We start from the raw sequence: 14,149 nt of genomic DNA on the forward strand, positions 1-14,149 counted from the left end.
TTCACTAAGGCTGGACTTTGAATCAAATGAAAACATATTTACAATTTACCACCCTTTGTTTAATGTTAACAAAAAAACTAACAGAGCTTTTTATGAAAATGACGCCATGCACAACAGCCTCACTTACAATATCAGTAGGACTCACCGTTATCGCTAGTGCCACCTTCTGCTTGCCTAGTTTCGCCGCACAACAACCATCGATGCTGTTCGAAAACATAACCAAAGAAAGTGGGTTAACCTCTTATCCAGCATGGAAATATGGTGGGCCATCCACCGTAGATATTAATCGAGATGGCCACTATGACTTATTATTAACCAATCATGATAAGTGGCCTGTTCAATTGTTTTATGGCAATGAAAACGGCACTTTTAACAATGGGCCAAACCTGATGGGTCAAGCAGATGTACATGGTATATCTGCAGCGGATTATGACAATGATGGTCAAGTTGACGCCATCATCACCTTAGGTGGTGGTAATGGCTCCCAACCTAAACCACCAAGATTATTCAAACAAAATGATGGCAAGTTTGTGGATGTGACTGAAGCCAGTGGTTTAGCAAAAATGGGCGCCCGTGGACGCTCAGCCCGTTGGTTAGATGTCGATAATGATGGTGACTTAGATTTAATTCAGATTAATGCTGAGAAAATGATTTCAGAAGAAGTACCACGTAACTTATTGTTCATTAATCAAGGTGACGGCAGCTTTGTCTATACACCGAGTCCATTGTTTGAAGATATCGATGCTGAAAAAATAGTAGTGACCGAACTCAATAATGATAAATTTCCTGATTTAATCACCTTTAATGCCTATTCACCTTTGCAAATATGGTTGGGGCAAGCAAATGGTCAATATCGAAATGCCAGCACCGAGTACTTACCTGAGCACCTACAACAATCACACTTTGTCACCGCAGTAGCTCAAACTGATATTGATAATGACGGCGATATTGATCTTTATTTAGCAAGAGGTAAATCCTTATACCAAATAGCTAATAATGCGCTGCAATTTAATCCTGATTCAGGGCAACTTGATATTCGTGATGAAGGCAACAAAAGCCATGATGGCATCAGCTTTACCAGTGACGGTCCAATCACATTGGAAGACTTTTACCATTTTCCTCGCGGGGCAAAATTGAACAAACTGCCCGTCTTTATTGGCCAACATCAAGCCCGTATTGATCCTCCTAACAAACCTATCGTTATCACACCTGAACTAGCAGGAAAAACATCAACCAAAGAACAGAATAACCAAACACAATCAGGTTGGTACATAAGTTACCAAGGCCTTTCTGCACAAACAGAAACCAAAGGTCAGCATCAATGGCGTCTTGATTGGCTGCTTAAAGATAATTTAGCCTGGGACATTCGCGCATCGATAAAAGGTGTCAAGGCGATTCAGCCCGATTGGCAGCCACAAGAATTAGGAGTAGACGACATATTACTTGTTAATGATAATGGCCGCTTTGTAGACGCATCTTCAAGGCTTCCTCCTCAATCTAAGCATAACAATTGGGGAGTGATCAGCGCAGACTTTGACAATAATAGCTATTCAGACTTTTTTGTTTACCGATTTGGTGAACTTAATAAACGAGTTGAAGATGTATTACTGCTAAATCATCAAGGTCAATTTATTCAGGTTAAAGGCCATGGCGCTACGGCATTAGGTTCTCAAGCCCATGGCGATATGGGTGCGACGTTCGATATTGATAAAGACGGTTTTGTAGACATCATCAGTGGCGATGAGGACGGCCACTGGCAGGTATTTAATAATCGAGGAACTGATGCGCAAGCTGTCATTAATAAAGCTAATTTTATTAATGTAAATGTAGGTTACAGCGATTCTGGTATTGACCCAGTAGGGGCGAAAGTAGTGATTGAATACTATCAAAAAAACGCCACTCAAGCGAAAGGAAAAATAGCCAAACAAGTATTTATTGTGGGCTCTATTAGCGCGGCTCACTCTCAAAGTTTGATGAACATAGCACACTTTGGTTTGGGTGAAGTAAATCAGGTAAAAACAATAACCGTGACGTGGCGGGATAGCAGCCAGTTACAACAACATGGCGTTGCTGCAGGTCAATGGATTAATGTAGGAAATTAATCGGTTAAACTTACTGAAACATTAGCAAACAAATAACCCGATAACTCAATGGTTATCGGGTTATTTTATGAATAACTAGCTAATCATAAACCACAGCTAATACAAAATACTAAAGCTGTTGAGCCCCTTGCTCTGCAGTACAGATAAATATCGATGCCGTTAAATGACTGCGTTTTGTGTATTGTGCATTAACCGCTTCGACCACTTGTTCAATCATGTTTTCTGGCAATATTGAAACCACGCAGCCACCGAAGCCACCGCCAGTCATTCTAACGCCACCTAATTCACCTACTGCTGTTTTCATAATGTCTAGCAGCGCATCCACTTCAGGCGCTGTAATTTCAAAGTCATCGCGCATTGATGCGTGGGACTCTGCCATTAAACGCTGTAGTACAGGCATGTTGTTTTGACGAAGGGCTTCTGCTGCATCTAAAGTGCGTTGATTTTCAGTAATAATATGTCGTGCACGTTTAGCGGTTATAGGGTCAAGACCTGGCTTACGTTGCTCAAACTGACTAATACTGACATCACGTAACGCTTTTACCCCAAAAAATGCGGCAGCCTGTTCGCATTGTTCTCGTCGAGTATTGTATTCGCTGTCAACTAAGCCTCGTTTTTTGTTGGAGTTAACAATTAAAATTCGCCAATTATCAGGGATCAATACCGGCGCAGTTTCTAATGTTCGGCAGTCAATAAGCAAAGCATGATCTTTTTTCGCTTGCGCTGAAATCAACTGATCCATAATGCCGCAATTACAACCCACAAACTGATTTTCAGCTTGCTGGGCATTTAAAGCAATATCTTGCGCTGTTAACGGTAAATCAAATAACGACTTAAATGTTAACCCAACAACCACCTCTAATGCAGCAGATGAACTTAAACCTGCCCCTTGTGGCACATTACCACTCACCACAATATCTGCACCGTTAAAGGTTAAGCCTCTTAAGCGCAAATGCTTCACCACACCGCGAATATAATTAGCCCAGGTTTGTGGTGATTTGCTAATATCGTCATCAATTAAAAATTCATCTTCAGCATTATCATAATCAACCGATATCACTCGTACGCGATTATCTTCACGGGGGCTAGCAGCTACAACAGTGGCAAAATTAATTGCACTAGGTAAAACAAAGCCATCGTTATAGTCAGTATGCTCACCAATCAAGTTCACTCTTCCTGGTGCTTGGAAAACATGATTAGCTTGATAACCAAACGCATGTGAGAAGCTATCTTTTACACTCTTTATTAATTCTTTACTCATGATTAACCTATAAAAATATCAACTAGCTTAATTTATAATGTACTTCTGAAACGGCTCTTAAGCGCTCAGCAGCTTGTTCAGGAGTCAAATCACGCTGTGATTCAGCCATCATTTCATATCCCACCATAAACTTACGTACCGTGGCAGAACGTAATAATGGCGGTAAAAAGCTGGCGTGTAATGTCCACTCAGGGTGTGCAGCCCCATCAAATGGCGCACCATGCCAGCCCATTGAATAAGGGAATGAACAATTAAATAAATTATCGTATCGAATAGTAATTTGCTTGATAATATCGGCGAGGTTAACTTGTTGTTCGGCAGTTAAATCAGTCATTCTTTGAATTGGAAATCTTGGTAATAATAGAGTTTCAAATGGCCACGCCGCCCAATAAGGCACTACTACAACCCAGTCGTCGTTGCTAACCACAACCCGAGTTTGTTCTGCTAATTCACGTTCAACATAATCAGCAAGCAAATTGCTGCTATGATCAGAATAATACTGATTAAACGCGTTTTGCTTTTTTTGCGCCAAGGTAGGTAATTGGTTTTGAGCCCATACTTGACCATGTGGATGCGGATTTGAACACCCCATCACAGCCCCTTTATTTTCAAACACTTGCACCCACTTATAATGCTTACCCAACAATTCAGTTTGATGTTTCCATGCTTCAACGACATGAGTTAACTCTGTAATAGATAATTGTGGCAAGGTTTTACTGTGATCTGGTGAAAAACAAATCACTCTGCTAATCCCTTGCTCGGTTTTAAGTTTGAATAAAGGGTCATTTTGCTCAAACTTAACGGTATCTTTTTTTAACGCAGCAAAATCATTTTCGAACACAAACGTTTTTTTATACTCAGGATTAACCTCGCCATTAATACGCACATTACCCGCACACAAATAACAACTTTCATCGTGAGATTTTTTTTCCTGATCATCGACTTTTTCAACTTGGCCCTGCCAGGGTCTTTTAGCTCGATGGGGTGATACCAACACCCATTCATCGGTCATAGGGTTATAACGTCGATGAGGATGCTCAGTTGGATCAAATAAGTTATTTTCTTGCTGCATGATGACCTTCTAAAAAATTATCAATTAAACATAAAACATTTAAAACAAGGAGTTAATAAAGCATAAAAAAGCTATTGTCCTTATCCCCTTACTATGAATAATTAACCAATACTTTCCTATATTGGCAAATTCAATTCACTACTCAAAACTGATCTTATTATTGACAAGTTATCACAGAACAATAATATTGTTAACAATTAACTCAATACAATTAATGGTATTAACAAAATAATTATTATCCTAAAAGCACAGTAACACCATAACTGGTAACAACGAGTCATTAGCAAAAGATTGTGACAGCAGTAGTTCATTAACTTGCAACACTTAAAAACTGAAATACCGCCGCTAAGTAATCTTTATTGCCTTTATAACTTCTGCCCTGTGTGAGCAGTTCATCACGGTACTTCATCGCATCAGCCGAGGTGATGTCGTTAGCGCAAATAGTTTGAGTACTTTTTGATGATCGGTTAACGATTGTTAGCAATAACTTAATGAAGTGATGGGGTCGCTGTTCAAGTTGTGTAATAGAGAGTGGTTTAATACCTAATTTCTCTTTTGAAGTAACAAAACCCACTAGGCATTATTCGCGGTCACCACGCGAATTGCTTGAGCGACAGCGGTGGTTTCAAGGTGTTCTTACACCTTAGTATCTCTGATTGGGATTTGTGCTGCTTAGGTAAAGCGGTACTGGGTAAGTTGTTTTCTCAAATTCACTGCTCAGACTGTTAAATACTTGATCAACATAACGAATAAAGTCATTGATGGTCTATGGTATTGATGTTTTTTCAGCGTGCCAGCGACATCGATATTGCGAATAACCGCTTGTGCTTTATCACGGGTCAACAAAGAAATTTTAATATCAAAAGGAAAGCCTTTATCGCGCAACGTTTTGGCTAAACAGATACGTGTAAAGTATACGTTATTGGAACCTCTATAAAGGAACATTGTTTGAGTCAATCCTCTCAGAAAACCCTCAAACGCTAGAAACAAAAAAACAGTTGATAATCATCACCTTTCTCGTATTTAATATGGCGCAGAAATTCGGATTTGAACCCTACATTGATTGCGCTAAAAACACATTGCCAATACTTTAAAATCGTGAAAGCAAAAGCCCGCTTTTTTTCGATAACGGGCTCTTTCGATAAATATGGCGTAGAGATAGGAATTTGCCCCCTACATTGGGACGCTACAAACCATTTCTTTAAAAGTTCGAATCCAGACACAAAAAAGCCCGCTATTTTCAATAACGGGCTCTTTCGATAAACATGGCGCAGAGATAGGAATTTGCCCCCTACATTGGGACGCTACAAACTATTTCATTAAAAGTTCGAATCCAGACACAAAAAAGCCCGCTTTTTTTCGATAACGGGCTCTTTCGATAAATATGGCGCAGAGATAGGAATTTGCCCCCTACATTGGACGCTACAAACCATTTCATTAAAAGTTCGAATTCAGACACAAAAAAGCCCGCTATTTTTCAATAACGGGCTCTTTCGATAAATATGGCGGAGAGATAGGGATTTGAACCCTAGATGGGCTACAAACCCATGCCGGTTTTCAAGACCGGTGCATTCGACCACTCTGCCATCTCTCCGAACGCTGAGAATCATAAGGGTCTCGAGGTTCGGTGTAAAGCATAATTTAAAAAAAAGCTATTGTTTGCTCAACATAGCGCCATCATGATGTTTTTTTAGCAACACTTGGCCAATTCCAGTTGTAATTAAAGTCATCAAACCAGTTTTAAAACATATATTTATTATATTTCGAGCCTGTTATAAACAGGCTCTTGTATACTTCATTGGTTTATTCAAACTTTCATATCTGTTCTAAGCGACTTCATCGGCTTTATCAAATCTACTTTTCTGCTCAACTTCAGTCAGTAACCCTCTAATCAAACTAAAGCAGCCTAAAAGTAATATTATGGTAAAAGGCAACGCAGCAATAATCGTTATAGACTGTAAAGCTTGTATTGACTGGGTTCCACCAATCCACAACATTACCATTGCAATTGCACCTGAAATAACAACCCAAACAACTTTTTGACGATCAGGAACTTGTAATTTACCGCCCGCGGTCATACCGTCAATGACGATAGAGCCCGAATCTAAGGTAGTCACGAAGAACACAATAATCAGTGCGATCGCTATAAGCGATAAAATATTACCAAGAGGATAAGCCTCTAACATATAGAACAAACTTAACGAAACGTCTGTTATACCTTGATCGATTCCTAGCTGCCCTACCTTATCCATAACCTGTTGAATAGCGACGCCACCAAATATTGACATCCATGCTGTTGTTACGAGTGTAGGAATAATTAATACGCATAACAGGAATTGGCGTATGGTACGGCCTTTAGAAATACGAGCAACAAACATGCCGAAAAATGGCGCATATGCCACCCACCATGCCCAATAAAATACCGTCCAACCATGTAACCAAGTCGTATCTTCACGCCCAGAAGATTGACTTAAGGGAATAATATTTTTTACATAACCAGTAACCGCAGTAGCTAATGAATCAAGCACAGTGGTGAAGTTAAGGACTGCAATAAACGCGATAAAGATAAAGGCGATAATCATATTCAGATTACTTAGAAATTTAATGCCTCCATTCATGCCGCGCAATACCGAGAAAATAGCTAACCCCATAATGAGTGCAATAATACTTTGCTGTAGGAAAATATTATTTTCAAAACCAAACACATGGCTAATGCCACTTGCTGCTTGTGTGCCACCTAACCCGAGCGATGTTGCTAAACCAAACAAGGTAACCAATACAGTAAGTACATCAATTACGTCGCCTGTTTTACCCCAGACTTTATCGCCTAATAATGGGTAAAATACTGAGCGCATTGATAAAGGCAACCCTTTGTTATAAACAAAATAAGCGAGACAAAGTGCCGTCATTCCATATATCGCCCATGCATGGAAACCCCAGTGAAAAGCGGTTGCACCTAATGAAACTTCTCGACCTTCGGCAGTATAAGGGTCAACACTCAATGGAGTACCGAACCAATTAGTAAAAAATGCTGTTGGCTCTGCAACGCCCCAAAATATTAAACCAATCCCCATTCCTGCTGCAAATAGCATGGCTATCCAGGACACCATGGAATAATCTGCCTCTGCTTTATCACCGCCTAATCGAATTTTACCCAAAGGCGAAAACGCAATAACGATTGCAAACAGCAGCATTAAATTTGCTCCCCACATAAATAGGAAATCAAAATTTGAAAGCACAGCACCTTTTACTGAATCGATGGCAGCTTTGGCATCTGCTGGTGAAAGGATTAATAAGGTAATGATGAACAGAAGTGATAAGCCGACTGAGGCGGTAAAAACGGTGTTATGGACATCCATGCCCAATTTATTAACGTTATCTTGTCCAATTTGATAATCTGTAGATTCTATGCTGTATTTGTCTGATTTAAAACTCATAAATTATGATGTTCATATATCCGCTTAACGAATATAAAGACCACTCCATTTTGCTTAATGTTTGATTAGCTAGCAGCACCACTAGAACGCTTGTGATACCTCCTTAATAAGGAAAATCAAGGCTATAAGCAAATCCCAAGCTTAAGATTGTAACATAATAACGATTGCATTCTTTGATGTTGCCCCATTTCACTAAGAGAAATACAGATTAATAAATCAACTCTCTGCAAAAATGCAATGTCTCAGTAACACTGGACACAAGCTTAAGGTATCCGGTAACAAAGATAATTGTTTAATTCAATTATATTGAGAGTGAAATGGAAAAATTTACGGTATTAAAACCAAATTACTTGGGGCTAAACGTTACATCCCATTTTTGAGCATAGATGCGTTAGACTTAGGAATTGAAAACGATTATTGGCATTTGGGGAAAATATAGGGATCAAAAAGTTTATTCTTACTCTACATATTTCATAATTATGAGTACCCGCCTGATTAAACGACCTGCAATAAACGACCTGCAATAAACGAAATTCATTTTAAACTGATATGCATCAGTGCATTAGAGTTGTTGTGAAAAATTTTTCATTTAAGTTCGGTTATATATTAAAGTTAGAAAGTTTACAGGCAGAGTATAGGCAACTAGCTGACTAGATCGGATAAATGACGTTATTTGATTTACAAACTAGGGGTAAATGACCAATTAAGTATCAAATAACGGAACGCCCTTAGTTATTAGCTTTGGGCGTATCTTCTTACAGATTTGCTTATGACAAACCGAGACTTAAAGCGTCATGTGTAGAATTGGAAATGGTTTACCCATATCATCAAGCGGAGATCGCGATATAACTTTAAAACCCATATGTTGGTAAAAACCAACTGCTAATGGGTTTTGTTCATTAACATCAACTTTGTTAGCGCCAAGGTGTTCAATAGCATACTGCAAAAGAACCTTACCGATACTTTTCCCTCTTTCTGCATTAGAAATAAATAGCATTTCAACTTTGGCATCATAAACACCTACAAAACCAAGTATCTCGCCGCTACTATTTTTTATGCATTTTAATGTTACAGCTGGAAAAGCCTGTTCCAATATAATGGGTTTAAAAAACTCAATATCTTCTTCTGTTATGAAGTCATGAGTAGCTCGGACTGAATTTTCCCAAACATTAAGCATCTCTGAATAATCTTCAGGAAGCACATTTTCTATAATCATATTGTTTCTCACTATTTAGAATATATACATGTGCAGCCGCCAATATGAATTATAAACTTCTTAGGCTAAATTTACAGCAGTCAATTCAAACTAAGTGAAATAGATCATCTTTCTCTAAACTTACAAAGTAACAAGTAAGCAAAAAAACAAGTTGTTGTTAATTAACAATTTATCATTTCCCTCTACATCATATGTTACAAACCCATATTTAGTTTATCCAGAACTAAAATAATAAAAACCTGCTAGTAACTTCGTAAGCTTTTTAAATATCGTGCTGAGCTACGGAGTTAAACGCTACATTCATTGGGCTAGAAACCTGTTGAGGATATTCCAAAATTCAAGCAGCAAAAAGCCCGTTACTTTGCAGTAACGGGCTTTTCTAAATATGGCGCAGAGATCGGGAATTGAACCCTACATTGAGACGCTACAAACCAATTGGCAATACTCCAAAATACAAACACAAAAAAGCCCGCTATGTTTCAATAACGGGCTCTTTCGATAAATATGGCGGAGAGATAGGAATTTGAACCCTACATTGGGACGCTACAAACCAATTGGCAATACTCCAAAATACAAACACAAAAAAGCCCGCTATGTTTCAATAACGGGCTCTTGCGATAAATATGGCGCAGAGATAGGGATTTGACCCCTACATTGGGACGCTATAAACCGTTTCATTAAAAGTTCGAATCCAGATACAAAAAAGCCCGCTATTGCTAGCGGGCTCTTTCGATAAATATGGCGGAGAGATAGGGATTTGAACCCTAGATGGGCTACAAACCCATGCCGGTTTTCAAGACCGGTGCATTCGACCACTCTGCCATCTCTCCGAACGCTGAGAATAATAATGTCCTCAGCGTTGTATGTAAAGTACTAAACTAATAAAAACTTAACGACTGGCTGACTTAGCATCAATCTGCTGAATTTTTATCAGCATGGAGTGCTATTCGAGCAGGATCAGGCTTAACAAAACACTGTTTAACTGAATCCCAGCTATCATGCTTTGATAAACGGTAACCAACAAAAACACCAATTGCACTTAATACAATGCCTAAACCAATAGTCATTTCAGCGTACTGGGCTAACATAGCTACAATACTGGACGCACCGAACGCCATGCCGATTTGAATAAAGTTCTGTAATCCAGCCGCTTTAGTCGCATTTTTGCTGAATTGTTGTAACGCATTGTTCACAACAATTGGATAGATCGCACCATTAGCTGCAGCTAAAACAGAGAAAACAATAAGCAATGGGAAAATAGTTTCCGCAGGTATGATTAGCGTTACCAATCCAATGACTGCAACACAAACGAAGAATAAGCCTAGTAAGTAGTTAAGTGCTTTAGAACCGCCACAATTTTTAACGAGCACTTTACTCATGTAGCCACCCACAATGAACATGATGGTTTGTGGAATAAAGCTTAAGCCAATTGCCTGTGCTTCATAACCATATTTAATCATCACACTTGGCCAAACGGTCAAATAGCTAAAAAACGCTGCCGAACACGCTCCAAAGATAACCACATTACCTAAGTAGCGGGTGTTCTTTAAAATGCTTTTGTAACTAATACTCTCTTGCACTTCAGCTTGCTTGCTTTCACCAGCGACTAGCCATTTAGTTAAAACAATTAGCAATAAAGCGACAATCACTAGAGTGATGAATACTGCGCGCCAGCCAAAGTTACTGACAATTGATGCACCAATTAACGGTGCTACCGCTGGTGATAATGCAACAAGCGGCATAATGTTTGAAAATACTTTCTGTGCTTTTTCTGCATCATACTTCTCAACCACAATGGCTTGCCAAATAACGCCAGCACTACACGCACCTAATGCTTGGAAAAATCGAGCAATATTGAGCATAAGGATTGAGTCGCTCATTACAATGGCGCCACTGGCAGCTGCAAACAAACTAAGACCAATAATCAGTGCTTTTTGTTTACCCACCTTTTCAACTAAAGGTCCATATAGCAATTGACCTAACGCAAGTCCTGCTAGAAAGGTCGTTAAAGAAAATGCCACATTATTCAAACTTGTTGAAAATGAGTCAGCGATATTTTGAAAAGCAGGTAAGTACATATCTGTAGCAATAAAGCCAAGCATGCTTAATAGTGCTAGGTAACCTAATAGAATAAAGTACTGCAAGTTTGCAGGCTTTGAATTAGTGGTAATTGATGATGCATTGTTCATATGAAAATGTATTCCAAATTGGGACTGTTAGAAATCAGCGAGCAGTCTAATGACTTGCAAAATGATTGTGAAACGTTTACTTTTGATGACTGCATTCATATTTTTTCATAGCAAAGGATAGCCCTCTATGCTTTCAGAACAAGCATTGGAAATGATCGATATTGTCGCTCGTGTAGGTAGTTTCACCGCAGCAGCCAATCAATTGCATAAAGTTCCATCAGCCGTTAGTTATGCCGTTAAACAAATTGAAGATGAACTTGGTGTCATTTTGTTTGAAAGGCACCACCGAAGTGTTAGCTTGACAGAGCCTGGTAAACATTTTGTGCAACATGCCCGTGAACTGCTTGCTGAAATGAACGACTTAAAACGCAGTACTCAACGTGTTGCCAATGGTTGGCAGCCAACCTTATCTATTGCATTAGATAATATTGTCCGTGCCGATCGTATCAGCGTATTAATTGCTGACTTTTATCGCCACTTCGATGATGTTGAATTAATTATTCGCATTGAAGTGTTTAATGGTGTGTGGGAAGCATTAGCCACAGGACGAAGCGACATTGCTATTGGTGCAACCACTGCTATTCCTGTCGGTGGCGTATTCCAATATAAAGATATGCGTGATATTGAATGGGCTTTCTTAGTAAGCAAAAATCATCCACTGGCAGAAATAGACCGACCGCTTACTGATGACGAATTACGCCAGTACCCTTCTATTTGCCTTGAAGATACCTCACGAGAAATTCCTAAACGCACAACTTGGTTATTGGATAATCAACGTCGCTTAGTGGTGCCAGATTGGATCAGAGCAATTAATTGTTTCAGAGACGGTTCAGGTATTGGGTATATGCCGCTTAATTTGGCTAAACCGTTTATACAATCTGGGTCACTAGTTTCAAAAACGTTAGAAAACCCTAAGAATGCTAGTCCGTGCTGTCTAGCATGGAACCAAGAGAAGATGTCGCCAGCGCTTGAGTGGGTGCTTGAATACTTAGGTGATACTGAAAAGCTTCACAGTGAATGGTTAGCCTAAACTTGAATTAACAGGTTTTACCCCCATATTTAGTTTATGGCAAGTATTTAACAGCCTTGAGAGAATTCAATAATTAATGTTCATTTAAGCTAATTTATTAACAATGGTCGTTGATATTAATAAAATTAATAAAACGGGTTGATATACCGGCAAAAGCTTACAATTTTTGGAGCTAAATCAATTCGTTTGTGAAGATAACTTTAAGCTGTAGTAAAGCTGGGGTATCATCAACTTAAGTAATTAGTAATTTATCACTATGTTCCAACGCTTTTTCATCATGGAACATGCCCTTTAACGTCTTGGAGACTGTTATGAATCAACAAACTTTGTCTGGCCAGCAAGCCACGACGATGGAAACGAATAAACTCATTAAAAACACTTACATGTTATTGTCAATGACATTAGCATTTGCTGCTGTTATGGCAGGTGTTGCAATGGCGATGAATATCGGTCCTTTCATGTCTATCGGTCTATCTTTAGGTAGTATCGTAGTAATGATGGTTACGTTGAAAAAAGCAGATAACGCATCTGGTTTAGCATGGATTTTCGCTTTCACTGGTATGCAAGGTGCATCACTAGGTTACATCCTTAACCATTATGTCGGTATGGCTAATGGCCCTGAGCTAATCATGCAAGCTTTTGGTTTAACTTCTGTTATCTTTATTTCGCTTTCAGCATATGCAATCACCACTAAGAAAGACTTTAACTTCATGGGTGGTTTCTTATTTGCTGGCTTATTAGTTGTTATCGGCCTTTCACTTATTAACATGTTCTTCGTTAATAGTGGTGCAATGTTTATGGCCCTTCAAGCTGCTGTAGCAATGATCATGGTTGGTCTAATCCTTTATGATACAAGCCGTATCGTGAATGGTGGCGAAACTAATTACATCCGCGCTACGATTTCATTATTTCTAAATTTCATCAATTTATTCATGGCTCTACTTCACTTGTTAGGCATGGGTAACGATGATTAATCTTTGAGTAACTGTGTTAATCATCGGGTTATGACCTTGTGATTAAACAGCTATCTACGCTAAAATGGCTCCCTTACAGGAGCCATTTTTATTGTTATGAACAAATTTATTATCCAGGTTAATGGCACAGTCTATGGCTCAACTGCGAGCTTTAGGGCCCTTCGCTTTACTGAAAGCGTATTATCCCTCGGTCACCAAGTTACCAGTGTGTTCTTTTATCAAGATGGTGTGACTAATAGCAGTAAACTTATATCCCCTGCGTCTGACGAGCACGACTTACATCTTGCATGGAGCAGACTTGCAACTGAACATAATCTCAATCTAGTTAACTGTGTTTCCGCAGCCTTAAGACGTGGCGTGTTGTCAGATCAAGATGCCAAAGAAAACCGTAAGGAAACATCCAACGCCAGTAAGCAATTTGTGATGGGTGGTTTAGGAGAACTTGTTACCAATATTGAACAATCCGATCGATTAATATGCTTTTAATATGATGCTAAAGGGTTTAAATAAATGAAAAAAATTTGCGTCATATTCAGGCACAGTCCTATCGGCAATGCTTCGAACCGTGAAGGGTTAGACTTTGCAATGCTAAGTGCAAGTTTTGAACAAGAAGTTTCTATTGTGTTTACTGATGAAGCAGTAATGCATTTATTGGCGGAACAACAACCTGAACTCGTTGGCAGCAAAGATTACCTTTCGACCTTTAAAGCATTGAGTTTATACGATATTGAAACTGTCCTAGTGTGCCAAGAATCAGCTAAACAATTTGGCCTTAGTGCTAATGATTTCAATTTTGAAGCAGAAATGGCATCAACTCATCAGATCCAAACATTGATCCAACAAGCTAACGAAGTGGTGGTTTACTAAT

12 protein-coding genes and 2 tRNA genes are annotated in these 14,149 nt (G+C 39.1%); 5 read left to right on the forward strand and 9 right to left on the reverse strand.

Features of this window, described 5'->3' with window-relative positions; genetic code table 11:
* Positions 1-92 precede the first annotated feature (92 nt).
* On the forward strand, positions 93-2,102 hold the full coding sequence (locus tag K5Q58_RS12450; protein WP_220754251.1) for a CRTAC1 family protein: 2,010 nt from the start codon (positions 93-95) through the stop codon (positions 2,100-2,102).
* 109 nt (positions 2,103-2,211) lie between these two features.
* On the opposite strand, the gene galK is transcribed toward K5Q58_RS12450, so the two are convergent.
* The 9 genes from galK to punC all read right to left on the reverse strand — a co-directional run bounded on the left by galK (position 2,212) and on the right by punC (position 11,277).
* Positions 2,212-3,363, reverse strand: a complete 1,152-nt coding sequence (gene galK, locus K5Q58_RS12455; RefSeq protein WP_220754252.1) for a galactokinase — start codon at positions 3,361-3,363, stop codon at positions 2,212-2,214.
* Positions 3,364-3,385: 22 nt separating this feature from the next.
* Entirely contained in the window at positions 3,386-4,435 is a 1,050-nt protein-coding gene (locus K5Q58_RS12460) for a UDP-glucose--hexose-1-phosphate uridylyltransferase (protein ID WP_220754253.1), read from the reverse strand.
* 310 nt (positions 4,436-4,745) lie between these two features.
* Entirely contained in the window at positions 4,746-5,009 is a 264-nt protein-coding gene (locus K5Q58_RS12465; RefSeq protein WP_220754254.1) for a hypothetical protein, read from the reverse strand.
* A 143-nt stretch (positions 5,010-5,152) separates the two neighbouring features.
* On the reverse strand, positions 5,153-5,380 hold the full coding sequence (locus K5Q58_RS12470) for a hypothetical protein (RefSeq protein WP_220754255.1): 228 nt from the start codon (positions 5,378-5,380) through the stop codon (positions 5,153-5,155).
* Between the two features lie 558 nt (positions 5,381-5,938).
* Positions 5,939-6,029: transfer RNA gene (locus tag K5Q58_RS12475), tRNA-Ser, on the reverse strand.
* Between the two features lie 232 nt (positions 6,030-6,261).
* Complete coding sequence (locus tag K5Q58_RS12480) at positions 6,262-7,872, reverse strand: BCCT family transporter (protein ID WP_220754256.1); 1,611 nt, start codon at positions 7,870-7,872, stop codon at positions 6,262-6,264.
* A gap of 784 nt (positions 7,873-8,656) precedes the next feature.
* Positions 8,657-9,088, reverse strand: a complete 432-nt coding sequence (locus K5Q58_RS12485; RefSeq protein ID WP_220754257.1) for a GNAT family N-acetyltransferase — start codon at positions 9,086-9,088, stop codon at positions 8,657-8,659.
* Between the two features lie 739 nt (positions 9,089-9,827).
* A tRNA-Ser gene (locus K5Q58_RS12490) sits at positions 9,828-9,918 on the reverse strand.
* Between the two features lie 81 nt (positions 9,919-9,999).
* The gene (gene punC / locus K5Q58_RS12495; protein ID WP_220754258.1) at positions 10,000-11,277 is read right to left on the reverse strand and encodes a purine nucleoside transporter PunC; all 1,278 of its coding nucleotides are present in this window, start codon (positions 11,275-11,277) and stop codon (positions 10,000-10,002) included.
* Between the two features lie 127 nt (positions 11,278-11,404).
* On the opposite strand from punC, the gene punR reads away from it, so the two are divergent.
* The 4 genes from punR (at position 11,405) to tusC (ending at position 14,148) form a co-directional block, all read left to right on the forward strand.
* Positions 11,405-12,307 carry a DNA-binding transcriptional activator PunR gene (gene punR / locus K5Q58_RS12500; protein WP_220754259.1) on the forward strand — a complete coding sequence of 301 codons (903 nt, stop codon included), beginning with the start codon at positions 11,405-11,407 and terminating at the stop codon, positions 12,305-12,307.
* A gap of 311 nt (positions 12,308-12,618) precedes the next feature.
* Positions 12,619-13,281 (forward strand): Bax inhibitor-1 family protein, encoded by a 663-nt coding sequence (locus K5Q58_RS12505; protein ID WP_153913230.1) that lies wholly within the window; start codon positions 12,619-12,621, stop codon positions 13,279-13,281.
* A gap of 96 nt (positions 13,282-13,377) precedes the next feature.
* Positions 13,378-13,767 carry a sulfurtransferase complex subunit TusD gene (tusD, locus tag K5Q58_RS12510; RefSeq protein ID WP_220754260.1) on the forward strand — a complete coding sequence of 130 codons (390 nt, stop codon included), beginning with the start codon at positions 13,378-13,380 and terminating at the stop codon, positions 13,765-13,767.
* Positions 13,768-13,791: 24 nt separating this feature from the next.
* On the forward strand, positions 13,792-14,148 hold the full coding sequence (gene tusC, locus K5Q58_RS12515) for a sulfurtransferase complex subunit TusC (protein ID WP_220754261.1): 357 nt from the start codon (positions 13,792-13,794) through the stop codon (positions 14,146-14,148).
* The last annotated feature ends 1 nt before the right edge of the window (position 14,149 follow it).

It is taken from the genome of Shewanella sp. KT0246, assembly GCF_019654955.1.
Taxonomy (GTDB): Bacteria; Pseudomonadota; Gammaproteobacteria; order Enterobacterales; family Shewanellaceae; genus Shewanella; species Shewanella goraebulensis.

Bases quoted from the DNA above. Each gene is read 5' to 3' on its own strand.
- K5Q58_RS12485 (WP_220754257.1), bottom strand. From the start codon at position 9,088: ATGATTATAGAAAATGTGCTTCCTGAAGATTATTCAGAGATGCTTAAT.
- K5Q58_RS12460 (WP_220754253.1), bottom strand. From the start codon at position 4,435: ATGCAGCAAGAAAATAACTTATTTGATCCAACTGAGCATCCTCATCGA.
- K5Q58_RS12480 (WP_220754256.1), bottom strand. From the start codon at position 7,872: ATGAGTTTTAAATCAGACAAATACAGCATAGAATCTACAGATTATCAA.
- punR (WP_220754259.1), top strand. From the start codon at position 11,405: ATGCTTTCAGAACAAGCATTGGAAATGATCGATATTGTCGCTCGTGTA.
- tusD (WP_220754260.1), top strand. From the start codon at position 13,378: ATGAACAAATTTATTATCCAGGTTAATGGCACAGTCTATGGCTCAACT.
- punC (WP_220754258.1), bottom strand. From the start codon at position 11,277: ATGAACAATGCATCATCAATTACCACTAATTCAAAGCCTGCAAACTTG.
- K5Q58_RS12505 (WP_153913230.1), top strand. From the start codon at position 12,619: ATGAATCAACAAACTTTGTCTGGCCAGCAAGCCACGACGATGGAAACG.
- galK (WP_220754252.1), bottom strand. From the start codon at position 3,363: ATGAGTAAAGAATTAATAAAGAGTGTAAAAGATAGCTTCTCACATGCG.
- K5Q58_RS12470 (WP_220754255.1), bottom strand. From the start codon at position 5,380: ATGTTCCTTTATAGAGGTTCCAATAACGTATACTTTACACGTATCTGT.
- K5Q58_RS12450 (WP_220754251.1), top strand. From the start codon at position 93: ATGAAAATGACGCCATGCACAACAGCCTCACTTACAATATCAGTAGGA.
- tusC (WP_220754261.1), top strand. From the start codon at position 13,792: ATGAAAAAAATTTGCGTCATATTCAGGCACAGTCCTATCGGCAATGCT.